Genomic DNA, 26,787 nt, shown 5'->3' with positions numbered 1-26,787 from the left:
AGAGGGAACCTCAACGCAACACTCATACCGTCAGCTCGCCGACTTTACCGCTTGCAACACCTGCAAACTTCCCCCTGCATAAAGTTTCTGCGTCACCTGCGAAAACCCAGCTTCCCTCAAGAGGTGGGGCAAATCCTCCCGCAGTAACTGCCAAGCAGTTTCCGTCTCAAATATCCACAAAAACGCTGCCAACCCAGGCCAGACGACCGGATTGCGGGGACGATGGAAGTCAATCGTCGCAAACGTTCCGCCGGGGACCAGTACGCGATGGGCTTCTGCAAGGATGGCACGCAAGACTTCCGCCGACATTTCGTGTAGCGCCACACTCGTATGCACCCATTCGAAGGTTTCCGACTCGAACGGTAAATCCTGGGCAAAGCCTTCCACATATTGAGCTTGGGGGATGTGGGTTTGGGCATAAGCGATCGCCTTCGGAGAGGCATCTAGACCGGTGACGCGATCGCTGTATTCCAACAAAATTTCGGTAGCCTCCCCTCGACCGCAGCAGAGATCCAAAATGCGATCGCCTTTCTCAATGGCTAAGCCATCCAGTGGCAACAAGTGGAAGCGTCGGTGACCCCCGACGGAGAGAGCAGTGGTTTTGGCAATGGCTTGATAGAGCCAAGGATAGCGATAGCTGAGATAGCGGAGGGGGGTAGCCACAAGCACACAAACGCGAACGATCGGGTGTACTGAAAGGGCAGGGCTCGACGCGCTCGCGCAGTGGCGCTTGCGCATCCTGCTCGGAAATTTAAGTGAAAATTGCGACAGACTGGATGGAAGCTTTTGACTTCGCTAGGGTAGCAAAAGATTGGCACTGTAATCGTTGTGAACTGCCCATGACTGGACCTCGACGTTGGATTCTCGCCGGACGGCAATTTCTCGCTGCGATCGCCGGAGCGATCGCCGTTGCGACAATTATCTCCATACCGTGGCACCTCCAGGCTGTCCCCTCTCGCGCCAGTAGTGGGGGAGCGCTGGCGACAGAAGCGATCGCGGCCCCAGGTGCAATTCATCGCGATCGCGCCAACCTGCTGGCACAAGCTGAGCCTGTCACAATCGGCTTGTCGAACAGTAATCCTGCTAACGGCCAGATGGATATCCCCATCAACTCGATCTTGCAATTTGAATTCGATCGCCCCTTAGACGATGAATTTGAAGAACTCGATGTCACCATCGATCCCCCCATTTCTTTGGCCTTCAACACCGAGGACAACCGCTTGGTGCTAGAGCCCGCCGAACCCATGACCTTCAGCACCGATTACCTCATCCAAATTCCCTCCCAAGCTGCCATCCCCCTGACCGAAGATATCCAGGTGGAGTTCAGGACCGAACCGCAGTTTACCTACGAAGATGACGTCTTGCCCTTACTGGATGCTAGTTGCGTCGGCTGTCACCGTCCTGCCGGTCGCGCTCGCCGCTGGGCCCTAGATAGTTACGACGCAGTCTTGGACTACATAGACAAGGGCGACCCCGATAGCGAACTGCTCGATCCGATCTGGACCAACCGACATGCTGTCATTGCTCGGGCCAGAAGATTTACCCAAAGTCCCATCGAGGGAACCAGCACTCAAATCACATCCGGCTCCCCAGAGGTTACCTATACGCGGCAGAAAGGCTACTCGCTCGAGCGCCTCGGCCAGTGGACCCCCGCCGAAGCGGAACTGGTAACCACCTGGATTGTGCAGGATGAAGCCGCCGAAAATTCGGCCGCTAGGGCGCTGCGACAATAGTGCTGGCGGCAGTAGGGTAGAGGCTCTCAATCTGTTCCAGTGCCAAGCGGGATTGCACCCCCAAATCGAGCGAGGAAATCTCTCCGCGCTCGCAGTGGGCTACCGCTGCAGCCCCAATCATGGCGGCATTATCGGTACACAGTTTTAGGGGAGGGATCGCCACACCAATTCCCGCTGCGGCTGCGGCTGCCTGCAATCGCGATCGCAATTCGCTGTTGGCGGCAACGCCGCCGGTCAGAACGATATGGGGTAATTGCAGATCGGTGGCACAGGCGATCGCCTTGGCGGTCAGCACCCGCGCCACCGTGGCTTGAAAGCTTGCCGCAATATCGGCTACGGGCAGGGGATCGCCCGTGGCTGCTAATTTCTGTACCAAGCGCAAAACAGCCGTTTTGAGGCCGCTAAAGCTGGTGTTATAGGGATGTTTGACCTTCCCTTCGGGCAGCGGGAAACGTTTGGGATTTCCCGAGCGGGCGAGGCGATCGATCGCAGGACCGCCCGGATAGCCCAAGCCCAGCAAGCGAGCCACCTTATCGAAGGCTTCCCCCGCAGCATCGTCGCAGGTTTGTCCCACCGTTTCGTAATCTCCTTCAGCCCGGACGTGGATCGAGCTGGTGTGCCCCCCCGATACCAATAGGGCCAGCAAAGGGGGCTGCAGGTCGGGCTGAGTCAAAAAGCCGCTGTAGATATGCCCTTCCAGGTGGTGAACGCCAATCAGAGGCAGGTGGTGGACCAGCGCCAGGGTTTTAGCGGCCATGACCCCCACCAGCAAAGCTCCTACTAGGCCGGGGGCGCAAGTGACGGCGATCGCATCTAGGTCGGCGATCGCTACGCCTGCCTCCGATAGAGCCTGTGCGACGACTGGCTGCACGGTGGCCACATGGGCGCGGGAGGCCACCTCGGGCACTACACCGCCATACTGGGCATGCAGATCGATTTGAGAGGCCACAATGGAGCTCAAAACATTGCGATTTGTAACGACAGCGGCGGCAGTTTCGTCACAACTTGTTTCAATTGCCAGGACTGTTGCCATGAGAGGTTTTAAGTAGTCTTACTCTGGTTTACGAGCGATCGTGTGAGGAGTACAATCTCAAGGCAAAATCGACTCCTTCCGGTCGGAACCCAATTCTTGATGCGTCATAGTGGGAAAAGAATTTCATGGCAAAAATTTTTACAATACTGCTAGCAGTTCTACTGTTTTTGGGGGTGCCCCAACCGGCGAATGCTGAAGGCATGACCGCCTTAACACCCTGTAGCGACACACCTGCCTTTACTCAGCGCCAAAGCGATCGCGTTGCAGCTCTAGAAGCTAAGTTATCAGCTAGCGCCCCTGGCAGCAGCGAGGCGGCTCTGGTGAAAAAGCAAATTGCCCGTACCAACGCCCGTTTCGACCGTTACGGTTCGCTCCTGTGCGGCACCGAGGGACTGCCCCATCTGATTGCCGATGGCCGTCTGAACCATGCGGGTGAGTTTATTATCCCTAGCTTGATGTTTCTCTATATTGCCGGTCTGATTGGTTGGGCCGGTCGCGACTATCTGATCTCAGCTCGCGAAAGTGGCGACGCCGCCACCAAAGAAATCATTATCGATACGGGCATGGCTCTGGCCAGTTTCAGTAAGAGTCTTGCTTGGCCCGCACTAGCATTTGCCGAGATTTCCTCGGGCAGTATTGGCGAAGCTGACGAGGCTGTGCCGATTTCCCCCCGCTAGCGATTGCAGTCGCGAGGGCGTTCTCCAGCCGCAGTGCTGACAACATTTCTCGCGACTCTTCATACGGGCGCGATCGCCGCTTGGCCCCGAGCGATCGCCTCCGACCTCGAACAAATTAAACGCGATAGAGAGGCATTAAACGATGGAAGATATGGACAAATTGAGCACTTATTTGCTGACCGCACCCGTAGCAGGTGCCATTGTACTCACGCTGCTGGCTGGCCTATTGATTGAAATTAACCGCTTCTTCCCCGATCTGTTGGTGTTTTAAGAGTCAAATTATTCATTCCAAACACTGTACTCGGAAGTCTGAAGTACAGCTTTTTGATTCTGAAGTACAGCTTTTTGATTCTGAAGTACAGCTTTTTGGTTCAGTAGACCTAGTTTAGGATTCTCTTGCTATGACCCAGTCTAAGTCTCTTGTTTCTCCGCCAGATGGCGATGCTCAAATTGGCAATTTCTTGACCCCCGTCAATAATTCCCCTGCCGTTAAGTTCTTCCTCGATTGGTTGCCCTACAAGCGCCCCGGCATGGCTCCGCTAGCTCGCGGCCTGGAAATTGGCATGGCTCACGGTTACTGGCTGGTGGGTCCATTTGCTTTACTCGGCCCCCTGCGCAACGAGCCAGTGGCTTTAGTGGCTGGCTTTTTGGCCGCTTGCACGATCGTGCTGTTAATGACGATGGCCCTATCGATCTATTCCTATGTCACCGACGATGGCGACGTGTTCATCGGCAGCAAGGAAGGCTGGAGCATGTTTTCCTCCGGTTTTTTGGTGGGGGGCTTTGGCGGTGCCATCACCGCTTATTTGCTGATTGCCAATGCCGATCTGATTTCCATGCTGCCTGGTTTTATGGAAGATTTCCAGCATCTTGCTGGCTAGTCAGTCCGATTTGATTTCACCGAACAGATGGGTCAGTCCGCCAGAGTCGATCGCTTCTTGGTGACGGCGGCCCAAATGCAGGCCATCGAACACTCTGTTTTTGCTGCCGGGATGCCCGTCGCAGCGCTGATGGAGAAAGTCGGTGGCCTGTTGTTCGATCGCCTTCGCGCTCGCTTTCCCCGGCGGGATTATCCAACGGTCGGGATTCTTGTCGGACCGGGGCACAACGGCGGCGATGGCTTGGTGGTGGCGCGGGAATTGCTGCTGGCGGGCTATGAAGTGCGGGTCTGGATGCCCAGCGAGAGGGCGAAGCCGCTGACGGCAGACCACGCTCGGTATTTGCGATGGCTGGGAGCAACGCGGGCGAGCTCCTATGAAGAATTACAGTCCTGCCATTGGCTGATTGACGGATTGTTTGGGTTTGGACTGACGCGATCGCTGGAAGGGATTTGGGCCGAGACAGTTGATTGGGCTAACCGATCCGGCCTGCCGATGGTCAGTATCGATCTGCCGTCAGGACTGGAAACCGATACGGGCGAGACGTTGGGAACAGCAGTGCGAGCAACGGCGACCTATTGTTTGGGGCTGTGGAAGCGGGGTTTATTGCAAGATCGGGCTCTGGAGGCGATCGGACAGGCTGAGTTGATTGATTTTGGCTTGCCACTGCCAGCCATCTCGGACGTTCTGGGGGAGCCGCCCCAGTTGGAGCGCATTACGGGCAAGTGGGTACGCGATCGCCTGCCTCCCCAACGCTGGGGAACCGCGTTGCATCCCCCCAATCCCGACACCCATAAATACACCCACGGACATTTACTGCTAGTTTGCGGGTCGGCGCGATATTCGGGGGCGGCCATTCTGACGGCGTTAGGGGCGCGTCCGAGTGGAGTGGGAATGCTGACGGCGGTCGTGCCCCAGAGCATTCAGCTGCTGGTGCGGCAGTGGCTGCCCGAGGCACTGGTGGTGCCTTGTGCGGAAACGGAGGCTGGCTGTATGGGCGAGCTGCCGGAGTTGGACCTGGGGCGGTATACGGCGATCGCCGTCGGTCCCGGTATGGATGCCGATATTGACGAGTTCGTGCGGGGACTTTGCGATCGCACTCGGGAGCTGCCGCTGGTCGTCGACGCGGACGGCTTAAATGCGATCGCCCGCTTGGGGGTGTCCTCCCTCAAAGGGAGACTCGCCTCCACCGTTCTGACGCCACATTTAGGCGAATTCCGCCGCTTGTTTCCCCAGATTGAGTCGGCGGATCGCATTCGAGCGGCGCAGGAAGCCGCCAAGCAATCGGGAACGACGGTTCTGCTAAAAGGGGCGCGGACGGCGATCGGCAATCCCGACGGGCGAGCTTGGCTGAATCCAGATAGCACTCCGGCTCTGGCGCGCGGCGGCAGTGGGGATGTGCTGACAGGCTTAATCGGGGGGTTGTTGGCACAAGGCATTGCACCGGAAGCGGCGGCGGGAATTGGCACTTGGTGGCACGCCAGAGCGGCGATCGCCTTAGCGGAACGAGACGGTCCTAGCGGTGTCGATCCACTCCATCTGGCTCAAAATCTAGGCGTCTTTCTTCAACAGCAAGTAACTAACACTGCCAGCTAACAATCTAGAGATATCACATCAAAACTCAGCAGAACTTAGTAAATCTTTGTTTTGTTGATTGCGTTAAGCAACGGGATATTGAAGAAAACCCGCAAACCCCTAACTCGCCATTGACGCCTTTCTAGACTGAGGTTGAACATATGGAGTGGAACCGTGGTCAATCGCTACATCATTATCGGAGCGGGTGTAGCTGGCATTAGCGCAGCAGAGCAAATTCGCCGCCTAAGTCCAGACGCCGAGGTTCAAGTTATTAACGGCGAACCTTACCCCTTCTACCGGCGGCTGTCTCTGTCGACTTACCTACAAGGCAGCACCCCCCTAGAATCGCTCACCGTCAAGCAACCCGAAGAATACGAGGCCCTCAATATCGATGTGATACAAGGTCGCGTCGCTCGGGTCGAACCCCAAGCCAATCGAGTGGTTTTAACCAACGGTACCCCGATTGCTTACACCGGTTCGATCGTCGCTACTGGCGGTCACGCGATCGCCCCTCCCATCAAAGGTCTGGACCTCAAAGGAGTGCGCCTGGGCTACTGGGATATGGACGATACCTTCTGGTATGAAGAGCAATTCAAAACCGTCAAAAATGCAGTCATCGTCGGGGCCGGAGTCTTGGGCCTAGAATTGGCTGACTGCTGCAACCGCGCGGGATTGAATGTGATGATGCTGCAGTTGGGCGATCGCCTGGGCGAGCCGCTAACAGACACCGCGGCTGGCGAAATCTTGGCCAAGCGAGTGCGAGATACTGGCGCAGATTTTAGGTTGCTGACCTCTGCCACCGAGATTGTCGGCGATGAAAGCGGGCATGTTGTGGCGGTGCGAGCTAGCAATGGTGAAGAATTCCCCGCCGATATTGTTGGGGTTTGCTGCGGCATTCGGCCCAATGCGAGCTTTTTAGAAGGATCTGGCATTCTGGTGGAAAAGGGCTGCATTGTGGTGGACGAGCACCTACGCACCAACTTTGACAATATCTATGCCGCTGGCGATTGCACTTGGGTACAGGGGGGAATGATGCTGGGTCGGCGACCCAACCGCACCTGGCAGGTGGCTACCATGCAGGGGATTGCAGCAGCCACAAACCTCATGGGACAAGCTACTGTCTACAACGAAGGTCTGTTCTACAATGCGGGCGTTCTTTACGACATTCCCTACACACTGCTGGGGGTCTTCGACCCGCCAGAGGGTCAAGGCTACACCAGCCGTACCTACGATCCGGGCAAAGGGGACTACAACTACTTCAAGCTGACCTTCAAGGATGGCAAGTTGGTAGGGGCTCTGCTGATGGGTCGCCAGCGACGCACTCAGATCTTGCGCAAGATGATTGAGGGGCAGATGGTGGTTGCCGGACACGAGCATCAGTTAATGGATGCCAAGTTCAAGCCCAAGCATCTCAAGGAGGTGGAGACGGCAGGCGATCGCGATGTGGAGGAGAAGCTCGCCACCTACTCCTCGCGATAATTTCTGACCGCGATTTACAAACATCTCAAGGCGGATGTAGGCAGTAACCTACATCCGCTTTTGGCTGTGATGGAGAAAACACCTAAGCAAATAAGTCGTTAATCTGTTGCGGTGTCAGCTCGGTCGCACGCGAAAGCACGATATCGGCTCCTCGCTCGAATAACATGCGTTCGAACTCCGCTTGCCGATCGCCCTCTCCCCACAAGTGGGGGGGGACAATCCCTACCGATCGCCAGTGGCGATCGGGCTGGCGATCGCGGGCAGTGGCCAATGCCGCCATATCGCTAGAGGTATCGCCACAATAGGCAACACCGTCAAATCGCTTCCTCACCCGAGCTTCTAGCTGCTGCACCACCCAAAACAAGCCAGCAGGATCGGGCTTTTCGGGACCATCTTCCATAGCGTAAAGAATCGGCTCTGGCAATTGCAGGCGACGGGTCAAGACATAATGAGCCGATCCCCGCGTGGCTCCGCTGAAAAACCCCCAATGAACTCGGCCGCGATCGAGACTGGCAAAATAATCGGCACTCACCAGCAGTGGCTCGTCATTGATATAGCCCTCCCACTCCTCCGGGCGATTGCCCCGACCGCGATAGCGGCTTTGAAAAAAACCAACTAACTCGCCATAATCGATCGCCAGATCGGCCCGATCGCCTCCCTGCTGTTCCCAAGCCCGATAGACAAACTCTCTAGAACCCTCCCAATCGTTATTCCAGAGACCTTCCCGCTTGAGCTCGTCAATATCGAAATTCGTCGGTCGCCACGACCGAGGCAGCAATCGCCCCGTAAATTCCTCTACCGTATCCGCCAGGGCCCGCCGATAGGATTGACTGACATCGCGAATCACCCCGTCAATGTCGAACACAACTGCATACATAAACGTCATCCCTCCGCTCCCCCAACAGAGTAGACCGCTGTTGGCATTGGGAGTAGAGGGATGGGGATGATATGGATTGAGGAAAGTGGGCTTTACTGGCGGCTGCAGAGCTGTTGCCACCATTTGGGTGAACCTTGGGAGGGCTTGAACAGCAATTCGGGCAGTAAGGGCTGATGGGCCCGGAACATCCAAGCCTTGACATAAATTAGGCCAGAAGGGCGGGGGCAGACAGTAGGACGAATGGAAGTCGATGCAGCCATGGGGAGCTCTCCTCCAAGAGTGGGATGGGAACTGCGCAAAATATTCATAGATTGATTCCTCGCGGATTCAGACTGACCGGTTGCAAAACAGGTTCGAGAGATTGAGATCGATGGCGGGGCAGCAATAGAGGCGGCCCGCAGTTTTAAGTCATGGCGATCGCCAGAGAGCTGCAACTAAGTCTTGGGGAAATTCGCAGTCCACCAGGCAAACCAATCGAACCAGGCGGTTTCGAGGTCTCGTTCGGCTTGGGAGAGAGAGGCATAATCAGCGATCGCCACAGAGAGGGTCGTCCACAGACACCGTCGGTCTTGAATGGTGTCTCGACCCACAACCCAGGCCGCGATGCGGGCGGGACGGAAGTCGTAGAGGTAACGATTTTGCCTGAATCGATCGCTCGTGACCGTACTGCCGCCGCGAGGATTGAGGCAGGCACTGATGTAAGCTCTGTCTCCATCAGTAAAAAGTCCATAGTGCCCGACGTTGTCTCGTTCTCGCAGTGCAGACCAGAGAGTTCCTGAGAGCTCGCTGATATAGTCCTTAAGCTGCCCATTTGTATTGATGAGGTATCTCGTATCTATCGTTAAGATAGTTGTATCGTGACGGTATAAATACTGAGTGCTGGCCACTACCTCGCCGCTGGGCGCGTGGGGACTGGGAGGGGGAAACAGCGTGGGAGGGGTTTCGGCGGCGCGGGCGGGAATCTCTTGCCAACCGGGCAGGGGGACGACTTCGGGATAGATATAGGAGGGAACTGCAACAGATTGGAGTTGGGGGCGGTTGAGGGTTTGAATTGCCGTGACGGCGATCGCCAGCAAGACGGTTGCCAGGACTGGGGTTTGCAGTGGGTTCCATTTCGGCATCGGTCGATTTCTCCGAGAATTCTCTGCTCAAACGCAGGCGCGAGAGAGCTGTGGGCAGACCAGCAGTTTGTGGACAGACCAGAGGAAGAGGCCGAACAGGGCTGCTGCTGCAAGGGGGAACAGGAGGGAACCGTCGCCCAAGTGCCAGTAAGCCAGCCAGTCATATGCCGCTGCGTTTGCCAGCACCGCCATTAATGTGACCCGCAGGCCATTGATGGCAAAGCCCAACAGCACGGCGGCGATCGCCACAATGCCTCGCACAATCGGCTTGGGGGCAACCCAGCAGAGATAGAGCCAGGTAAATCCCATCAGTTGGGCAATCAGTTGCACCCCCGAACAGCCGTTGAAGACTTCAATGGCACCATTGGGCAGCGCCACTAAAAACCCCTGTCGCTGGACTTCAAAACCGATCGCGTTCAACACTGCTGCCGAAAATTTGGCGGTCGAGGTGGTGATATCGAGCAGGTAAAGCAGTTCCCAAGGGAAAGCCAAAAATCCCAACAGTTGAAAGGCTTTGGCATAAGGGCGCAATCCTTGAAAGCCCGAGGCAAGTAGGCCGAAGCCCAAAAGCGACAGGATGGGGGAAACTCGCAAGAAAATATCGGCGTCGAAGAGGTGCAGGCTTTTATAGAGTATCCAGGCGATGAGTAGGAAACTGGTGACGATAGCCGCAAGACTACTTTCGCAACGCAAGGCTTGGCGGCAGCGCCAGAGGGAGGCGATCGTCGCCGCCCAAAATAGACAGCTCGCACTCCACAAATTCACGTTATCGCTGCTCCAAACCGAGATGAGATGGATGCCTACAAGTCCTACAAAGATGGCTATCAGCCAGTTTTTCGAAGCTCGCGAGTATTGCACTCTGGCAGTCCAGATGTCGCGGTTGGAAAGTTCAAACACAATTGACTCCTTTCGATAGCGGTATTAGTCATAACCCTCAGTGGGGGAGAAAAGAGGGAGGTAAAAGAGACTGTTTCCCCTGATTGACTCGTCCTTTTTAATGAGTCGAACTCGACATTTCGCTCCTCTTTCGAACAATCTGGGTCTTGCAAAGCAGCACCACTAACACCAGCAGCGCCAATAGATTGCCGAGAATTTCTAGAGGTTCGGGCGATGAATAGACAAACTGGGGTTGATGGGCGTTGCGGTTGTCTCTGAGTTGAATGCCTTCAGGGGTTGCGACGGGAACCTGCTGGCGCACGGACGGCTGGCTGGGATCGACGCGGATTGTTTCAGTCACGGCCACAAAGGCGGTGTATTTCGATAGCAAGCGATAGTCTAATGCGGTTTGGGTGACCGCTTGAATGCCCGCATCCGTTTCGCGGTTATACATCTGGTTCATCAGGTCTTTAATCCGCGCCCGTCCCCACAATTGAGCGATGCCGGGATTGCCTGTTCCCGACTCAAAATTCACCCTTAATTCCCGCCGATAGGTTTCGCCACTGGCTAAATTGCCGACGATCTCGATCCTGCCGCTGCTGCCGTCGGGCTTGCGACCGTGCAGCACTAAGGGCTGCTTGGCAAACAGGTCGGAGGGGCGCTGCGGATAGATTTCAGGTATATCGCCACTGCCCAGCCAGTTCACCTCAATATTGGTCAGAACGGGGTTGTTGATGGTGCTGACAAATTTGTCAGCCACTGCTTCAGCCGGTTCGGCGGGGGGCAGAATCTCGGCTTTGCCGCGCCCCACTTCCGCCAGTCGCTCCAGTAAAAAGCGGTTGGTGGCGGAGCCCACGCCAAAGGTGTAGATGCGATTGCCCCGCTGGAGGCGATCGCGCACGGCGCCAATCACCCGTTCGTCATCCCCAATCAGCCCATCGGTGAGCAAGACAATGCTGCGCAAGCGGCTGTCCCGCGCGGGTGGGAAGTTCAGCACGGTCTCGATGCCATTCATTAATTCCGTGCCGCCATCTGCCCGCAAGCCGTTGATGTAGGCCAAAGCACGACGACGATTTTGGGGCGTATTGTCGAGCGGTTGGCGGGAGAGCGCCCGACTCTCGTTGGCAAAGTTGACGATGCTGAAGGTGTCGTCGGGGTTGAGGCGATCGATAAATTGCCGCATTAAGGCTTTGGATTGCAGAATGGGCGGGCCGGATTGCGAGCCCGAGGTGTCGATCAGGAAGACCACATCTTTGGGCACAATTTCCCCCAGTTGATAGTCGATCGCCGGAATCAGGTAAGAGGCGAAGTGGCCGCCGCGATCGTCCGCTTGCGCTAACACGGTTGCTTGGGTGTTCTCGCCTGCAATTTGGTAGCGCAAAATCAGATCTTTGTTGGGGATCGTATTGCGATCGGCAAGCTGAACTCTGACGGCCCCATTCTGGTTTTCCGTGTCAATTGCGTGGGAGGGCGATCGCACATCGCGAATGGGAACCCCAGCATCGATAGTGACGGTGACGCCGATGTCGTGGCCGGAGCGCACCTCTGGCGGCAGCATGGGAGGGGTAATTCTAGAGACATCGGGAACGCGATTGAAATCGACATTTCCGCTGGCATCCTCGGGAATGTAGCGGGGGCCGACGACCATCGGGAAGGCAAACTCGTAGTCGCCCCCCTCAAATTTGAGGGTGTTGGTGTAGCGAATTACGGTATCAATCGTCTCGCCAGGAATAATATTGGCGAGGGATTGGGTGAAGAGATTAGGTCGTTCTTGCTCCAGCAGCGCTGCCGTTCGCCCGCTCTCTTTAGCCTCTGCGTAAATCTGCTGGGCCTCTTGTCGCTCCTTTATCTCCCCCCGCACAACCAGATCCCCAATTTGGATCTCCATGTCGTCCACGGCGGCATCCTCCGGCAGCGGGAATTGATAAATGGCCTCCAGTGGATAGTCGTAGGGATTGGTAAAGCTTTGCCGCACTTCAACCCGCGCGATATTCCCAGCCACATCCGCCGTGACTTCCGTTTGTTGCAGCGGGAAAGCCACAATCTCGCCATCAATTTGGGCGTATAAGCCGCCGTAATCTTCAGGCTCCCGTTCGAACTCAATCGCTCGAGCGGTGTATTGAATTCCATCCCGCCCAAATAGGGAGGGTAACTCTTCGCGAGTGGGAGTGGCCCACGCATGGGTTCCCAGCAACAGGAGGGCGATCGCCACCACCCCTGCCGACAGCCACCGCCATCCCTGCCTCGGCGGTTTGTCTCGTTGCGTTCTCTGACGCGATCGCCGCTTATCCATCATCCTCTCTCCTCCATCAGATTCGGTCTGCTATCGAGTTGCCTACAGGGCTTTGCCTCGATTACCAGCCATTATTCGGCACAGGAGCAGAGCGTTCTAGGGAATTAAATTGGGTAAGCTGTCGCTGACTTTTGGGCTATTGTTCGGGATTATTGGAAATTATTGGGTATCCTTTTCCCCAGCGACATGGGTTCGATCCGCCAGGACTTGATTGACCTGCGAGTCTCTCAATACTGATGCCGGGTAAAGGTGAGCTTCACCATCAGACGGGGACAATTAACTGGAGGGGTGCCGCGATGGAAGCAATACACGTCTTCCACAAACCCGAATCCAGCAGGGCCGACGATCTCCCACCAGTTTTCGCGACCGTACGCCTCGTAGATTTCGCGATCGCTCTGTTTGGCGAATAGTGCGAACTGATGCTTCCAATGCTTGCGGGTATGGCTGCTGCGAATGCAGACGTGCGGTCCACTGTTAGCATCGACATCGGTGAGATAAAAGAAAAATTTGAGGACGCGGTAGTCAGCCAGATCGTAATGAAAGATCGTTTGGGCTGGGGCCAGCTCGCGATAGGTTTTGCGATCGCCCACAAAACACCAGCCTAGGCGCGCAGACTTGAGCATGGGCTCTGATTCTAAATATCGAGCCGCAATATTGTGGATTTTGGCATCGCTGGCGAGCCGTCGTGCGGCCCCGCACTCCTCGCCAAATGTAGGATAAAAGGCTCGTACTGCAGGACGGACCAACCACTTTGGCTTCACGGGTAGAGGCTCTTCTGTAGTGGCAAAGCTCAACATCTCGCCCAAGATATCTGCGGGCAAGCGGAGTTGAGCGGAACAGCCCACCTGCCGCAATTCTGCAACAACTGCATCCACATCTAGCTCTGGGAATAGCGATGCTTCTTCTGGCAGTAGGGGTAGCGTGGGGGGACGGGTGACGCTCACCACCCAGTTTGAAACCGAGCGGAAGCGAGATAGCACAAACATCGCTATCCAAGCAGGATTGCGTCTGGCGTAGCGCCAGTAACGGGCCAGCCTAGAATGGCGCCTCCACCGGCTAAGCGATTCTGTCACGCCACCCCAATCTGTAAACTTTTTAGAGCTTACCCCGCACCTCAGCAATGCTGAAGCTACCATCTCGTCAGAAATACGGTCTTTTTTGGCTGACTTTAGCGCTTGACGCCAAGCTTGTGCGCGCTAGCCAGCCACTCGTCCAGCTCGACGATGCGGGCCTCCAACCCAAACACTCTGCTAAAGGCTCGCAAAAGCTCTGGCCGAACGGCTTCCATTGAAATATCGGGAATCGACTGAGCCATGCTGCCCACAGGTCGATCGCCAATTCCGCAGGGCACGATGCGATCGAACGCTGCTAAATCCGGGCAGACATTGAGGGCAAAGCCGTGCCAAGTAATCCATTGAGTCGCCCGAATGCCGATCGCCCCCAGCTTCGCCCCATTCACCCATACGCCAGTCAAACCAGGAATGCGATCGCCCTGCAATCCAAATGCAGCCAAAGTCTCGATCAGAACCTGCTCTAACTGGCGTAAATACCAATGCAAATCCTGTCGGTGGCGGCGCAGATTCAGAATCGGATAGCCCACCCACTGGCCCGGACCGTGATAGGTGACCTCCCCCCCCCGCTCCACTCGATGCACTTCGTAGGTCGCCGTCTCGGGATCGAACTTTAAAAATCCCGCATCCGCCCCCTGCCCGAGGGTATACACCGGGGGATGGGATAACAACAGCAAGCCGTCGGGGCGATCGCCCGCTGCCATCCCCTGCTGCCGCTGCCGCTGCCACTCCCAAGCGCTACAGTAGGGAACTTCCCCCAACGAACAGACCTGCAATTGAGGGGGTGCATGCGCCTGACTCCACTCGGGCGGCAAATCCATACAGCAGTCTCAAACTGGCGACGAGCTACAGCTTAACCAATTCCTTCGATAACGGGATGGAAGTAAAACGAGATGCCCAAGACTGCATAAGTCGCCAGCAGCAGAATCCCCTCCAGCCAGTTGGAGCGACCGTCTGTACTGATGGAATTGGCGATCGCCACTGCCACCGCCACCGCCACCAACTCAAACGGGTTGAAATCTAAGTTCATGGGCTGCCCCATCCACTGGCCCAAGAGCACTAACACTGGTCCTACAAACAGGGCAATCTGCAGCGTAGAGCCCACTGCCACGGATATCGATAGCTCCATCTTGTTTTTCATGGCCACCGACACAGCCGTGGCATGTTCTGCCGCATTGCCAATAATGGGTAGCACAATCACCCCCGTAAACAGTGCCGTCAGCCCCAACTGAGCGGTGGCAGCTTCCAAGCTCGAGACCAGCAGTTCCGACTCAATCGCGACGGCGATCGTGCAGGCCAACAAAACCCCAATCCACAACCCCACATTCGCAGTGTGACTGTCTTCTTCTTCTGTTTCGGCAGACTCCACTTCACTCCTCTCCCGAGAGTCTCGACCGCCATCCCCCTTCAAATCATAGAGATAGCTGTGGGTGCGCATCGAAAATAACAGTGTCATTGCATACACCCCAATCAGCACGAGCGCCACCGCCACCGATAAGTGCTGCATCACCTCTAGCGCCAAGCCATCCGAGGTAGTATCTACAGCTGTCGGCACCAAAATCGCGATCGCCGCCAAGGTCATGGCTGAGGCATTGACGCGGGCGATCGTGGGCTGAAAGGTTTGTTCCTTATGCCGCAACCCCCCTAAAAACATCGCCAAGCCCATCACCAACAGGAGATTGCCAATCATCGACCCCGTAATGCTGGCCTTGACCACATCCACCAACCCCGCCCGCAGAGCAAAGACAGCAACAATCAACTCAGTCGCATTGCCAAACGTGGCATTGAGCAAGCCCCCCCACAGCGAGCCCGCCACACTCGCAATCTCTTCGGTGGCAGTTCCCATCCAGCCCGCTAGGGGCAAAATCGACAACCCTGCCGCCACAAACACCGCTAGCGGTCCCCAGTGAAACTATTCAGCCGCCAGCGAAACGGGAATGAACAGTAGCAAAACGCCAAACACGAGGCTCCTGATAGAAATCTTCTCAGATTCGGGGGTCTCGGTCGGGAGTGAAGAGAGCATAGGGCGATCGCCAAAATCATGCAACGCTTGCGTCACCATTTTGCCCGCAAGCTTGCTGCCATCCTACCCCCTCTCTCCGCACCACCCGTTCGGCTCCCCCGCAGGCCCGAGCAGAGCTCGGGCTAAGCTTGCGATCGCCAAGGGACCCCTCCCCACTTTCTCGCCTGCTCAGCTCGCTTCTCCCACGGTCGCGGGGACACAATCGCTTACAATTGCGTACATTCACCTCCCCATTGAGTTCCAATTGCGATCGCGCAATCCGGCCCGATCGGTCATTGCTGAGGCACGCACTGCCTGTTTTCAGACGGCACCCTAGTGTGAGGAAAATGACGCTATGCAGTCCACAATCTTAGTGACGGGCGGTGCGGGATATATCGGCTCTCATGTCGTTAAACTTCTGCTCCGCGAGGGATACGATGTCGTAGCGATCGACAACTTGTCTAACGGTCGTCGCGATTTCGTCCCCGCTCGAAACTTGACAGTTGGCGATATTGGCGATCGACAACTGCTCGATCGCCTCTTTAGCGAACACTCAATTGCTGCTGTCTGCCATCTCGCCGCCTCGATTGTGGTGGGGGAGTCCACCGCCAAACCGGGGCTGTATTACCGCAATAACGTTGCCAACACCATCACTCTCCTAGATGCCATGCTCGCTGCGGGGGTAAAGCACCTAGTATTTCCCTCCACCTGTGCAGTCTATGGCGAGCCCACACTACGCCCCATTCCCGAAGTCCATCCCCTCAGCCCCATCAGCCCCTACGGCGCGACCAAACTGATGGTGGAGCGCATTTTGCAAGATTATGGCAAAGCCCACGACCTGCAGTCCGTCACCTTAAGATTCTTTAATGCTGCTGGGGCAGACCCAGACGGACAGTTGGGCGAAGCCCACGAGCCCGAAACCCATCTCATCCCCATTGCCATCCAAACCGCCCTAGGGCAACGCCCCTACATTCAAATCAACGGCACCGACTACGACACCCAAGACGGCACCTGCATCCGCGATTACGTTCACGTCATGGATTTGGCCAATGCCTTCCGGCTGGCTCTGGAATACCTGCAGCAGGAGAATTGCAGCCAAACGGTCAATCTCGGCAATATGTGCGGGTTCTCGGTCAAGGAAGTTATCGAGATGGTCCGGCGCATTTCTCAAACTGATTTTGACGTGCGCCTCGGTCCCCGCCGTCCCGGCGATCCGCCTGTCTTGGTGGGCAGCTCGGATCTAGCCAAAAGCGTGCTGGGATGGAAACCCCACTATCGTCAGTTGGATACGATCGTGCGTCACGCTTGGCAGTGGCACTGTCGCCAAAGTGGAGTGTCAGTTCCTCAAATGGCGCGATCGCCACAATAGCGAGCCTGCTGCAGGAGAGTCATTGGCACTGCAAACAGAGCGATTCTCCAGAGTTAATAGCCCGATCGGGCCCAGCCCCTATGAACAAATCAACCAGGAGCGCTATAATCTTGGTCAAGCTAGGCAGTGCTCGAGTTTTTCGGCACTAACGCACTGCAGCTCAGCGGCAGCGCTTCCGATCCGAACCTGCCATCGAGAGTCTAGAGCCAAGTTGGAATAGTTCCGCTCTTGCCCCGAAGCATTCGTAGGTTAACCCCTAGGTTTTCGGTCTGCGCTCTGATAGCGTTTGGGCCGATCGAGTTGGTACGGCGACCAGCCCCAACTCCAGCATGTACGCAACGCTGGGGAGACCTCAGCCATATAGCACCTCGGCTGTACCTATGCCTGCATCGACTCAATCTCGGGACTTGCGATCGGTGGCTGCGACGGCCAGTCGATTGCGTCGCAACCAACTTCACTCTTGCAAGAAAATATACCCGTCATGGGATTTGTAGCAGTACTCCTGCGACTTTTGAGGAATTTTGATGTCCAAACAAATTATTATTGGCGAGCAACATCGCATCGCGGCTGTTTTTTCTGAAGATCGCATTCAAGAATTGATTGTTGCCAGCGGACACCATCAAGTAGGGGATGTCTATCTGGGGATTGTGGAAAACGTCTTGCCCAGTATCGATGCTGCCTTTATCAATATTGGCAACCCCGAACGCAACGGATTCATTCACGTCAGCGATCTGGGACCGATTCGGCTCAAACGGAGCAGTTCTGCCATTACCGAATTGGTCACCCCCCAACAGAAGGTGTTGGTGCAGGTGATGAAGGAACCGACGGGGAATAAAGGACCGCGTCTGACTGGCAATCTATCGTTTCCCGGACGCTATCTGGTGCTCATGCCCTCCGGTCGCGGGGTCAATCTATCTTCCAGAATTCGCGACGAAGAAGAACGCAACCGCCTCAAATCCCTCGCCATTTTGATCAAACCGCCTCAAATGGGCTTGATGGTGCGCACTGAAGCAGATGGAATGCCCGAAGAGAGCATCATCGAAGATTTAGAAATTCTCAAGAAACAGTGGGAAGCCATTCAACAGGAACAACATGCCACCCGCCCCCCCAGTTTGCTCAATCGCGATAATGACTTCATTCAGCGGGTTCTGCGGGATGCCTTTAGCGATGAGGTCAATCGCATTGTCACCGATACCCCCGAGGGGGTGCAGCGGGTGCGCAAGCACCTGCAAAACTGGAATAAGGGTCGCATGCCTGCTGGAGTGGCGATCGACGCTCATCGAGAATCGACGCCAGTTTTTGACTATTACCGCGTTAATGCCGCCATTCGTCAGGCATTGCGCCCCCGCGTGGACCTCCCTTCTGGCGGCTATATCATCATCGAGCCCACTGAGGCGCTGACGGTGATCGACGTCAACTCGGGCTCGTTTACGCGCTCGGCCACCTCGCGCGAAACGGTGTTGTGGACCAACTGCGAAGCCGCGACTGAAATCGCTCACCAAATGCGCCTGCGCAATATTGCAGGGGTGATTGTGGTGGACTTCATCGACATGGATTCCCGTCGCGACCAATTGCAGGTGCTGGAGCATTTCAACAAAACATTGCGAGCCGATAAATCTCGTCCGCAAATTGCCCAATTGTCCGAGCTGGGGTTGGTGGAGTTAACCCGCAAGCGTCAGGGTCAAAGTTTGTACGAAGTTTTCGGTCGTCCCTGCCCCACTTGCGAAGGCTTGGGATTGTTAGCTCACCTGCCCGGAGCCCATCCAGAATTGGAGCAGACCCCCTTCGACCATTCGGTCACCAACGCATCGGCAGTGCTGGCCAGCAGTGTACCAGATGCTCCGGCAGCTACCGCAGGTACTCGAGTGGGGGGCGATCGCAACGGCGGCTCCCGCCGCAGAAGCACTTACTCGAATGGCGGTCGTTCGGCCACCCCCGTTCCCGAAAATCTCTATCAGGGGGGACGGCGGGGGCGGCGCAGCCCTGCAGCGCCCACTCGCAGCGAGACACCGACACCGACACCGACACCTGCACCCACTAAAGTCATCGAGCCTCCTCAAAAAAGTACGGTAGAAGAGGGTGCTGACCCGGCGAGCTCGCCCCCCGCGCCGACTCCGCGCAAAGCCCGCCGCAAGCTGATCAATATCGAGATGACCCCCCCACAGCAGAAGGTCTATTCGGAGATGGGAATTTCCCCATTGGCCCTGTTGGAAGAACCCGTGAAAACCGGACGGGACACAGTGGTAGCTGTATCTTTGCCGGGTCAAGCCCCTCTAGAGATTGACGGATTCGATCTCGACGACGAAGTTGAAGATCGAACAGAGGCCATCGACCTAGAGGCTGGGGAAGAAGTAGAACTGAATCCTTCTGATGAGGACCTCTCAGATGGCGACACAGACCCCACTGAAGAGCATGGGAGCACTGCAGACAGGGCTGACTTCCCAGACAGAGGATCTGCTGGAGCGTCGATTGAATCTGCAGAACCCTCAGAGGCAAGCGGCACCGAACCCGACTCGGACAGTTCGGAGAGCAGTTTGGCTGCCGAAGTCAAACCCAAGAAGCAATCGCCCGCTGCCTCTCGACGCAAGCGATCGCGGTCTTCCGATTGAGCGTTCCCGAGCTAGAGTAATCGTGCAGAAGGGAATGGGGCAAAGTTAATGCTAAACCGCTGGCTGCAACGGGCGATCGCCTGGCAAAACCACTGGCGAGAGAGCCTCTCAGTCAAGCTAGGCCGAGCTCTACTGTGCTGTTTGGCAATGGGGGCGATCGCCGCCTGCAGTGCCAATTCTGCCGCGATCGAGCGACCCTATCTACTGCTATCCGATTTTGGCGATCCTCAAACCTTCAACTATTACTTGTCCAGCGATGCCCCCAGCAGAACCGTCTTGGGGCCAACCCTCAGCGGGCTGACCAGATTGGATGAAGACACGCTAGACTGGGCTCCCGAACTGGCGGAAGGATGGGAGATTTTTGATGGGGGATTGCGTATTGTATTTACGTTGCGTCCCGGTTTGCTCTGGTCGGACGGCGAGCCGCTGACAATTGAAGATTTTCGGTTCACCTTCGAAGACATCATCTTCAACGAAAAAATTCCCACTTCTAGCCGCGATGTTCTGCGCAGCGGCGAGAGTCAAGCACTGCCCGAAGTCAGAGTGGTGGGCGATCGCCAAATCGAGTTCACCCTCCCCGAACCGTTTGCGCCCTTCTTTGGAGTGGTGGGAACTCCCGTCATGCCCAAACACCTCTTGGCCGACAGTATTGCTGCAACCGATGAAGCGGGGAACCCCGAGTTCAACCAACTCTGGAGCATCGACACCCCCGTCGATATTCTGCCCAGTAGCGGTCCTTATCGACTGACCCGCTACACCCCCAACCAGAGGGTAGAGCTGGAGCCCAACCCACACTATTACAAGCGGGGAGAGGGGGGAGAAACACTGCCCAAAATTCCGCGTCTGGTGCGGCAGATTGTGGCATCCCAAGATAATCAACTGCTGCAGTTTCGCTCTGGCAGTCTCGATACCTTTGCGGTGCGAGGGAGCGATTTTCAATTGCTCAAGCAGGAAGAAGACAGTGGCAAATTTACGATTTATAACTTGGGGCAGACCCTCAATAACAGCTTCTTCTGTTTCAACCAATCCACAGGAACCAATCCTGAAACGGGCGAGCCCATTGTGGATCCCATCGAGTCGGCTTGGTTTACCGATGTCAACTTCCGTCGAGCGGTCTCCTATGCGGTCAATCGTCAGGCTTGGATCGACAGCGTACTGAGGGGGCTGGGCCAGTCCCAAATTTCTCCCATCTCCCCCGCCAGTCCATTTCATTTCAGTCCTGCAGAAGGGCTGCCCGTTTACGAGTACAATCCCGATCGCGCCAAGCAACTGCTGCTGGCGGCAGGCTACACCTACGACGGCAACGACCGCCTGCGGGACCGGTCGGGCAATTTGGTCCGGTTTACGCTCAATACCAATGTGGGCAATAGCGATCGCGAGGCGATCGGTGCATTAATCAAGCATGACTTAGACCAGATTGGTATCGAGGTCGATTTTGTCCCGATCGAGTTCGCCACGCTCGTGAACAAACTCAACGCCACTTACGATTGGGAGGCCGTTATGCTGAGTTTTGGGGGGGGCGGGATCGAACCCAATAGCGGAGCGAATATCTGGCGCACCACCGGTCAGTTACATATCTGGAATCCGGCCGGTTCGCCAGGGCGAGAAATTCGCGATCGCCAGATTGCCGCTTGGGAACGGGAAATCGACGACATTTTTAGTGCCGGGACTCGCGAACTGGATTTCGAAAAACGCAAGCAGCTCTACAATCGCTTTCAGGCTATCGTGCAAGAGCAATTGCCTTTGATCGGCACCGTCAACCCCCTTGCCCTCACTGCCATCCGCGATCGCGTTATTGATGCCGATCCCCGTCCCATTTTGGGGAATTTGTGGAATCTAGAACATCTGGACATCATTCCTTAGCCAGCAGGTGCGGGAAGTTACAGCGATTCCTGCAGACAAAACTCGGCCTCTCTGGTTAGGATTGAACCACCGCGTTTTGGGAAAAATCTTGGTCACACTCACCGAACGACAAACGGCCACCCTAATGGTGGATGCCAGCGGTATCAGCCGTCCTATGGGCAAGCCCCCCACTCAACTGCGCCGCTTTCCCAACCGCCGCCCCTATCGCCTCTACCGCTTGCTGAGCGATTTGGACGATATGGTAGATGCCGTCAAGGACGATCGCGATCGCCTGCGTATTGCTGCGGTATTGGTGCGTCGTTTTATCGAACAGGCCGACTGGCTGGGGGACACCTTGCCAATGCCCGATGAAGAAAAAGGCTGGGCTGTTCACACCCTCTACCAGGAACCGAACTACCCCTTCGCAATTCAAACCGTGTCGTGGTTGCCGGGACAACCGTCCCCCGTCCACAACCATGCCACTTGGAGCATTGTCGCCATTATCGGAGATGAGACCAGCGGGCGAGAGCGGAATTATTTGTGGCGACGCACGGATGATGGCAGTCAGGCCGGTCGTGCCGATCTGGATCTGGCCGAGGAGCAACTCCTCTATCCCGGCGATCTGATTGGCTTTACCCCCGATGCCATCCACAGTGTCGAGCAGGTCCACGCCGAAGACTCGTGGCTGCCCACGTTTACCTTTAACCTCTACGGCAAGCCCAATTACAGCAAGCGCTACGAGTTCGATCCCGAACAGCACGCCGTCAAGAATTTTTAGGCTGGAGAGTGCCAGTGCCGGACTTGAAGGCATCGATCGATCGAGTGCTCGAGCAACAGTCGTCACTGTTTGCTTTTCTCTTATCTCCCGAATCCTATTTATTGGGTGCAGGACTGTTAAGTGGAATGGTGGCTGTGCTGTTGCTGATGCTGAATGTCATTTCTATTCACTGCCTTCTCAATAACTGTCCGGCCCTGCAGGATGGGGGCAATACTCTCCAAGCATGGATTGTGTTTGAAGGGATGACTTTATTTTTTGCGATCGCCAGCGGCATGTCCCTCGTCAAATTTTTCCACATGAGACGCGACAGGCGAGGTGGAGGCTGATTGCGATCGCGATCGCCTGCGCACAACATATGCCACGAGAGCATAGAGAAGAAATAGGACGAAGAATGACGTTTCAGAAATCTCTCCCGAAATCAGCAGCCAGCCAATCAAGATGGCGATCGCATACTGGATAGCATTGGGCAGTAGTGTCTTTAGATCCATATAAGCACGTGCTATTTTGCAGAGAGGACGATTGAATCAGACAGACAGATACGATTGAACGTGCGCCACATCCATCTCACTCGTTAAACCTTCCGTCACGAGACTGCCATTCTCAATCAGATAATAATAATCGGCCAGACTCTGGGCAAATTGAAAGTATTGCTCCACCAATAGAACAGCGATCCCCCGCTCCTGCTTAATCTTCGAGATGGCTTCCTCAATCTCAATAATAATTGACGGTTGAATTCCTTCGGTAGGCTCGTCGAGCACCAGCACTTTCGGATTGGACACTAGCGCTCTGGCGATCGCCAACTGCTGTTGCTGGCCCCCGCTCAAATCTCCTCCATAGCGCTTCAAAAAATCTTTCAAAATCGGAAACAGATCGTAGACAAACTCGGGAATCGATTTAACATTCTCAGCCGAAGCCTCCAATCCAACCAAGAGATTTTCCTCAACACTCAAGCGCGGGAAAATCTCTCGTCCTTGAGGCACGTAGCCAATTCCCGCACAAGCCCGTTGATAGGGACGGGCATGGGATATCGAGTCCCCATCTAACGTCAGCGTGCCACTCCTCTGTGCGAGCAGACCCATAATCGTTTTGAGGGTCGTTGTCTTACCCATGCCATTGCGGCCCAACAGACACACCGCTTGACCGGGCAAAACTTTGAGGGATAGATCTCGAATAATATGGCTTTCGCCATAATAAACATTGAAATTACTCACCTCCAGTAGAGGCTTCATCGCCACAGTCGTTTCTGTCATCTTGTCAATCATCCACTTCGTACAGCAGGCCAAACATCGCAGCAGTAGTCTAAACCGGCGCAGCCTCCGTCTTGTGGGAACCCAAATAGACCTCAATCACGCGAGCATCGTTCTGGACTTCGTCAAAATTACCTTCACACAGCACCATCCCCTGGTGCAGAACGGTCACAGTGCGCGCAATCTGCCGGACAAACACCATATCGTGCTCGATCGCCAGAATGGCATGCTCTTTAGCCAATACCTCGAGCAATTCCCCCGTCGCTTCGGTCTCTTTGTCCGTCATGCCGGCCACACACTCGTCTAACAGCAAGAGATCGGGATCTTGAGCCACCATCATGCCAATTTCCAGCCACTGTTTCTGGCCGTGAGACAGCACCCCAGCAGGCAGATCGGCCTCTTTTTCTAAACCGCAAACCTCGAGCACCTCGTAAATGCGATCGCGATCCTCAGCTTTACGCACGGAGAACAGAGTCGACAGCACCCCTTTATTGCGATTGAAAGACAATTCGAGGTTCTCAAACACAGTTAAATTGAGAAATATTCTCGGCGTTTGAAACTTTCTGCCAATCCCCATACGAGCAATTCTATACTCTGGCAGATTGGTGATCTCTTTACCCTTGAAATAAACCTTGCCAGCCGCAGGCTTGAGTTTTCCGGTAATCACGTCACACAAAGTCGTCTTTCCCGCACCATTGGGGCCAATCACCACCCTCAGCTCCCCCTCCTTCATGGCGAAATTTAAGTCGTCGATCGCTTTAAAACCATCAAAACTAACCGTTACATTCTCAACTCGAATAATATCACTAGCCATACCTCAGCCCCCGCATTAAACCTGCTAACTCGAATCGCTAACTCGAAGATGATGCAATTTTAGCTGCCGGAGCCCTGAAGAACAGCCTGCGCAGCCAATCTCCCAACACCCCTGCAATCCCCTTCGGTAAGAACACCACAATTAAAACCAACAAGAGCCCCTGAGCCAACAGCCAAACCTCGGGCAGATTTTCACTCAATGCTGTCTTCATACCATTCACCAGCAGTGCGCCTAAAACCGCACCCACTAACGTTCCTCTCCCTCCCACAGCAACCCAAATCACAAAGTCAATCGATTGCACAATTCCGGCTTGATTCGGATTGATGATCAGCACTTGCGGTACAAATAAAGCACCACCAATCGCAGCAATCACAGCAGAAATCATGTATACCGCCAGCTTATAGAAGGCGACGTGATAGCCCGCATATCTAACCCGGAACTCGTCGTCGCGAATGGCAACCAGTAGGCGGCCAAATTTTCCAGATGTGAGCCAGCGGGCAAATACATAAATCACCAGCAGAAAAACCACGGTGACGATGTAGAGAACCTCTCGAACCTCAGGAGTATTGATATCCGCGCCCAAAAACGTGTTGAAATCCGTCAGACCATTAGTGCCTGCCGTGTATTCTAGATAGCCCACCAGCAGCACGCTGAACACCAACGCAGTGGCCTGGGAAATAATGGCGAAATATACCCCTTTGATGCGGTTTCTAAAGATTAAATAGCCCAAAATGAAGGCCACAATCGCCGGGACGAAGACAACTGCCGCCATTGCAAACCAAGGGCTGTAAAATGGCTCCCACCAAAAGGGCAACCCGTCCAATCCGCCAAAGGCCATGAAGTCGGGAATAGGTTCTCCCGAGGGATTGCTCGCCCCCGTCAAGCTGGGGGACAGGAGCTTGAGGTGCATTCCCAGACAATAGCCCCCTAAAGCAAAATAAACCGCATGTCCCAAACTCAACATGCCGGTGTATCCCCAAATTAGGTCGATCGAAATCGCCACGATCGCAAACGTCAGCCACCGACCCAGCAGATTCAAACGAAACTCACTCAAAATATTCGGCAGGATGAAAATTGACACGATCGCGAGGACAACAATTGTGATGACCTCTGCAATCAGCCGCTTCGATTTGAGTTTCTGGGAAAACGATCTTGCTTGACTAGATGCCATTAGGCTCGATCCAACTAGATTGAACAATCAATGCGATCGCAGCGCTCCTCAATTATCGGGCTGCCCGCGATCGAGACTAATACTTACTCATTCCACATCGCGACCCTTCTGGGGAAAGAGTCCGGCTGGCTTGAACTGCAGCACCACAATCACAATGGCAAACGTTGCGGCCTTTCCCAAGCTGCCGTTGAGTAACGACTCGTTAAACGTGTTGAGGAAGCCCAAAATCGTTGCTCCGGCCAGCGTGCCAATCAGCTTGCCCACCCCACCGATCACCACCACCATAAACGAGTCCACAATCAAGTTCTGACCGGTGGATGGGCCTACAGAGCCAATCAGCGTGAGCAAGGCTCCGCAAACCCCCGCCAAGCCAGAGCCAATGCCAAAGGTCATCGCATCGACGCGAGTGGTGGGAATGCCCATGCAGGAAGCCATTGCCCGGTTTTGAGTTACAGCGCGAATTCTCAAGCCAAACTTAGACTGGCTCAAGAATACAAACAGTCCAATCAGAACTAAAACGGCAACCACTAGAATAAAAATTCGCGTGTACGGCAACACGATAAACGTACCGGGAATCCTGATTTGGCTGCTGAGGAAGTGGGGCTTATTCACGTCAACATTCTGTGCCCCAAACAGAATGCGAACAGCTTGTTGCAGGATTAGGCTTACCCCCCAAGTGGCCATCAAGGTATCGAGGGATCTGCCGTACAGTCGGCTAATCACCAGCCGCTCCAACACTATCCCCAGCAATCCAGCGACCACAAATGCTCCCACAATGGTGAGCAGATAAGCGAGGTCGTACAACATGGGATGGGCTTCGAAAAAGGTGCGGCTATAGTCGGTAATTCCTTCAGGATCGCTACCGCAGCCGTTGAAGCAAATAATGCGACCTAAAATAAAGCGCTGCATCACGTAGGTGGTATAGCAACCCAGCATGATAAATTCGCCGTGGGCCATGTTAATCGCGCCCATGAGACCGAATGTGATGGCCAATCCCAAACCGATCAACAAAAAAATCGAACTGTTGCTCAGGGCATTAAAAAGCTGTGTCCAGAGGAAAAAGCCCTTGCGGGCAAAGAGCACTTGAAACCCATTTTCAACAATGAATAGCTCTGCCTTAGCAAAGACAATGGGGGAGTGCGACAGCATTAGATCGAGCATGTCTGAAGCCTGATAGATGCAAGTGTTTTAGCAGCAAGATCGACAAGGGTCAGGGGAGGCAAATGCCTCCTGCGAAAACATGAAAGCGGAATCGCTCGGTGAGGTTCCGCTTCAGTCAAAACGTGAGTTCGATACTGGACTGGCCCCCATCCCCTAACCCCTTCCCCCAAAATTGGGGGAAG

The 26,787-nt window shown here is 55.2% G+C and carries 25 protein-coding genes; 11 read left to right on the top strand and 14 right to left on the bottom strand.

Features of this window, described 5'->3' with window-relative positions:
* Positions 1-30: 30 nt before the first annotated feature.
* Positions 31-663, bottom strand: coding sequence for a class I SAM-dependent methyltransferase (locus tag SYN7336_RS13765; RefSeq protein WP_017326532.1), 633 nt, complete (start codon positions 661-663; stop codon positions 31-33).
* A 176-nt stretch (positions 664-839) separates the two neighbouring features.
* Here SYN7336_RS13765 and SYN7336_RS25925 point away from each other — a divergent pair, with 176 nt between their 5' ends.
* The gene (locus tag SYN7336_RS25925; protein WP_017326531.1) at positions 840-1,733 is read left to right on the top strand and encodes an Ig-like domain-containing protein; all 894 of its coding nucleotides are present in this window, start codon (positions 840-842) and stop codon (positions 1,731-1,733) included.
* On the opposite strand, the gene tsaD is transcribed toward SYN7336_RS25925, so the two are convergent.
* The gene (gene tsaD, locus SYN7336_RS13755; RefSeq protein WP_017326530.1) at positions 1,714-2,766 is read right to left on the bottom strand and encodes a tRNA (adenosine(37)-N6)-threonylcarbamoyltransferase complex transferase subunit TsaD; all 1,053 of its coding nucleotides are present in this window, start codon (positions 2,764-2,766) and stop codon (positions 1,714-1,716) included. The two genes, SYN7336_RS25925 and tsaD, sit on opposite strands and share 20 nt — an antisense overlap.
* Positions 2,767-2,891: 125 nt before the next feature.
* On the opposite strand from tsaD, the gene SYN7336_RS13750 reads away from it, so the two are divergent.
* From SYN7336_RS13750 to SYN7336_RS13730, 5 genes are all read left to right on the top strand, one after another.
* Complete coding sequence (locus SYN7336_RS13750) at positions 2,892-3,443, top strand: hypothetical protein (protein WP_017326529.1); 552 nt, start codon at positions 2,892-2,894, stop codon at positions 3,441-3,443.
* Positions 3,444-3,585: 142 nt separating this feature from the next.
* The gene (locus SYN7336_RS28950) at positions 3,586-3,714 is read left to right on the top strand and encodes a hypothetical protein (protein ID WP_017326528.1); all 129 of its coding nucleotides are present in this window, start codon (positions 3,586-3,588) and stop codon (positions 3,712-3,714) included.
* A 130-nt stretch (positions 3,715-3,844) separates the two neighbouring features.
* Positions 3,845-4,324, top strand: coding sequence for a photosystem I reaction center subunit XI (locus tag SYN7336_RS13740; RefSeq protein ID WP_017326527.1), 480 nt, complete (start codon positions 3,845-3,847; stop codon positions 4,322-4,324).
* Between the two features lie 27 nt (positions 4,325-4,351).
* Positions 4,352-5,917, top strand: coding sequence for a bifunctional ADP-dependent NAD(P)H-hydrate dehydratase/NAD(P)H-hydrate epimerase (locus SYN7336_RS13735; protein ID WP_017326526.1), 1,566 nt, complete (start codon positions 4,352-4,354; stop codon positions 5,915-5,917).
* A 153-nt stretch (positions 5,918-6,070) separates the two neighbouring features.
* Positions 6,071-7,375, top strand: coding sequence for an NAD(P)/FAD-dependent oxidoreductase (locus SYN7336_RS13730; RefSeq protein WP_017326525.1), 1,305 nt, complete (start codon positions 6,071-6,073; stop codon positions 7,373-7,375).
* 82 nt (positions 7,376-7,457) lie between these two features.
* Here SYN7336_RS13730 and SYN7336_RS13725 read toward each other — a convergent pair whose 3' ends face one another.
* From SYN7336_RS13725 to cax, 8 genes are all read right to left on the bottom strand, one after another.
* Positions 7,458-8,252 carry a TIGR01548 family HAD-type hydrolase gene (locus SYN7336_RS13725; RefSeq protein ID WP_017326524.1) on the bottom strand — a complete coding sequence of 265 codons (795 nt, stop codon included), beginning with the start codon at positions 8,250-8,252 and terminating at the stop codon, positions 7,458-7,460.
* Between the two features lie 92 nt (positions 8,253-8,344).
* Positions 8,345-8,512 (bottom strand): hypothetical protein, encoded by a 168-nt coding sequence (locus tag SYN7336_RS30915; RefSeq protein ID WP_156820151.1) that lies wholly within the window; start codon positions 8,510-8,512, stop codon positions 8,345-8,347.
* Positions 8,513-8,686: 174 nt separating this feature from the next.
* Positions 8,687-9,373, bottom strand: coding sequence for a cyanoexosortase A system-associated protein (locus SYN7336_RS25915; RefSeq protein ID WP_017326522.1), 687 nt, complete (start codon positions 9,371-9,373; stop codon positions 8,687-8,689).
* Between the two features lie 27 nt (positions 9,374-9,400).
* Positions 9,401-10,270 carry a cyanoexosortase A gene (crtA, locus tag SYN7336_RS25910; protein ID WP_017326521.1) on the bottom strand — a complete coding sequence of 290 codons (870 nt, stop codon included), beginning with the start codon at positions 10,268-10,270 and terminating at the stop codon, positions 9,401-9,403.
* A 97-nt stretch (positions 10,271-10,367) separates the two neighbouring features.
* Positions 10,368-12,542 carry a VIT domain-containing protein gene (locus SYN7336_RS25905; RefSeq protein WP_017326520.1) on the bottom strand — a complete coding sequence of 725 codons (2,175 nt, stop codon included), beginning with the start codon at positions 12,540-12,542 and terminating at the stop codon, positions 10,368-10,370.
* Positions 12,543-12,769: 227 nt separating this feature from the next.
* Entirely contained in the window at positions 12,770-13,615 is an 846-nt protein-coding gene (locus tag SYN7336_RS13700; RefSeq protein WP_156820150.1) for a hypothetical protein, read from the bottom strand.
* Between the two features lie 95 nt (positions 13,616-13,710).
* The gene (lipB, locus tag SYN7336_RS13695) at positions 13,711-14,433 is read right to left on the bottom strand and encodes a lipoyl(octanoyl) transferase LipB (RefSeq protein ID WP_017326518.1); all 723 of its coding nucleotides are present in this window, start codon (positions 14,431-14,433) and stop codon (positions 13,711-13,713) included.
* 32 nt (positions 14,434-14,465) lie between these two features.
* The gene (gene cax / locus SYN7336_RS25900; protein WP_017326517.1) at positions 14,466-15,503 is read right to left on the bottom strand and encodes a calcium/proton exchanger; all 1,038 of its coding nucleotides are present in this window, start codon (positions 15,501-15,503) and stop codon (positions 14,466-14,468) included.
* 466 nt (positions 15,504-15,969) lie between these two features.
* On the opposite strand from cax, the gene galE reads away from it, so the two are divergent.
* From galE to SYN7336_RS13665, 5 genes are all read left to right on the top strand, one after another.
* Complete coding sequence (gene galE, locus SYN7336_RS13685; protein WP_038025975.1) at positions 15,970-16,983, top strand: UDP-glucose 4-epimerase GalE; 1,014 nt, start codon at positions 15,970-15,972, stop codon at positions 16,981-16,983.
* A gap of 524 nt (positions 16,984-17,507) precedes the next feature.
* On the top strand, positions 17,508-19,592 hold the full coding sequence (locus tag SYN7336_RS13680; protein ID WP_017326514.1) for an Rne/Rng family ribonuclease: 2,085 nt from the start codon (positions 17,508-17,510) through the stop codon (positions 19,590-19,592).
* 48 nt (positions 19,593-19,640) lie between these two features.
* Positions 19,641-21,455 carry an ABC transporter substrate-binding protein gene (locus SYN7336_RS13675; RefSeq protein ID WP_017326513.1) on the top strand — a complete coding sequence of 605 codons (1,815 nt, stop codon included), beginning with the start codon at positions 19,641-19,643 and terminating at the stop codon, positions 21,453-21,455.
* Between the two features lie 88 nt (positions 21,456-21,543).
* On the top strand, positions 21,544-22,212 hold the full coding sequence (locus tag SYN7336_RS25890; protein WP_156820149.1) for a cupin: 669 nt from the start codon (positions 21,544-21,546) through the stop codon (positions 22,210-22,212).
* Positions 22,213-22,226: 14 nt separating this feature from the next.
* Positions 22,227-22,538: a hypothetical protein gene (locus tag SYN7336_RS13665; protein ID WP_017326511.1), complete on the top strand. Its 312-nt coding sequence runs from the start codon at positions 22,227-22,229 to the stop codon at positions 22,536-22,538.
* Between the two features lie 198 nt (positions 22,539-22,736).
* Here SYN7336_RS13665 and urtE read toward each other — a convergent pair whose 3' ends face one another.
* From urtE to urtB, 4 genes are all read right to left on the bottom strand, one after another.
* The gene (gene urtE / locus SYN7336_RS13660; protein ID WP_038027077.1) at positions 22,737-23,441 is read right to left on the bottom strand and encodes an urea ABC transporter ATP-binding subunit UrtE; all 705 of its coding nucleotides are present in this window, start codon (positions 23,439-23,441) and stop codon (positions 22,737-22,739) included.
* A 70-nt stretch (positions 23,442-23,511) separates the two neighbouring features.
* A complete protein-coding gene (gene urtD, locus SYN7336_RS13655) occupies positions 23,512-24,273 on the bottom strand; it encodes an urea ABC transporter ATP-binding protein UrtD (protein WP_017326509.1) in 762 nt (253 codons plus the stop codon).
* Positions 24,274-24,310: 37 nt separating this feature from the next.
* Positions 24,311-25,444, bottom strand: coding sequence for an urea ABC transporter permease subunit UrtC (urtC, locus tag SYN7336_RS13650; protein WP_017326508.1), 1,134 nt, complete (start codon positions 25,442-25,444; stop codon positions 24,311-24,313).
* An 87-nt stretch (positions 25,445-25,531) separates the two neighbouring features.
* Positions 25,532-26,605, bottom strand: coding sequence for an urea ABC transporter permease subunit UrtB (gene urtB, locus SYN7336_RS13645; RefSeq protein WP_227498509.1), 1,074 nt, complete (start codon positions 26,603-26,605; stop codon positions 25,532-25,534).
* Positions 26,606-26,787: the final 182 nt, after the last annotated feature.

The sequence above is a fragment of the Synechococcus sp. PCC 7336 genome (assembly GCF_000332275.1).
In the GTDB taxonomy this organism is placed as follows: Bacteria; Cyanobacteriota; Cyanobacteriia; order Thermostichales; family PCC-7336; genus PCC-7336.
Note: the sequence above shows the minus strand (reverse complement) of the source record. Positions and strands in the feature narration are given on the sequence as shown.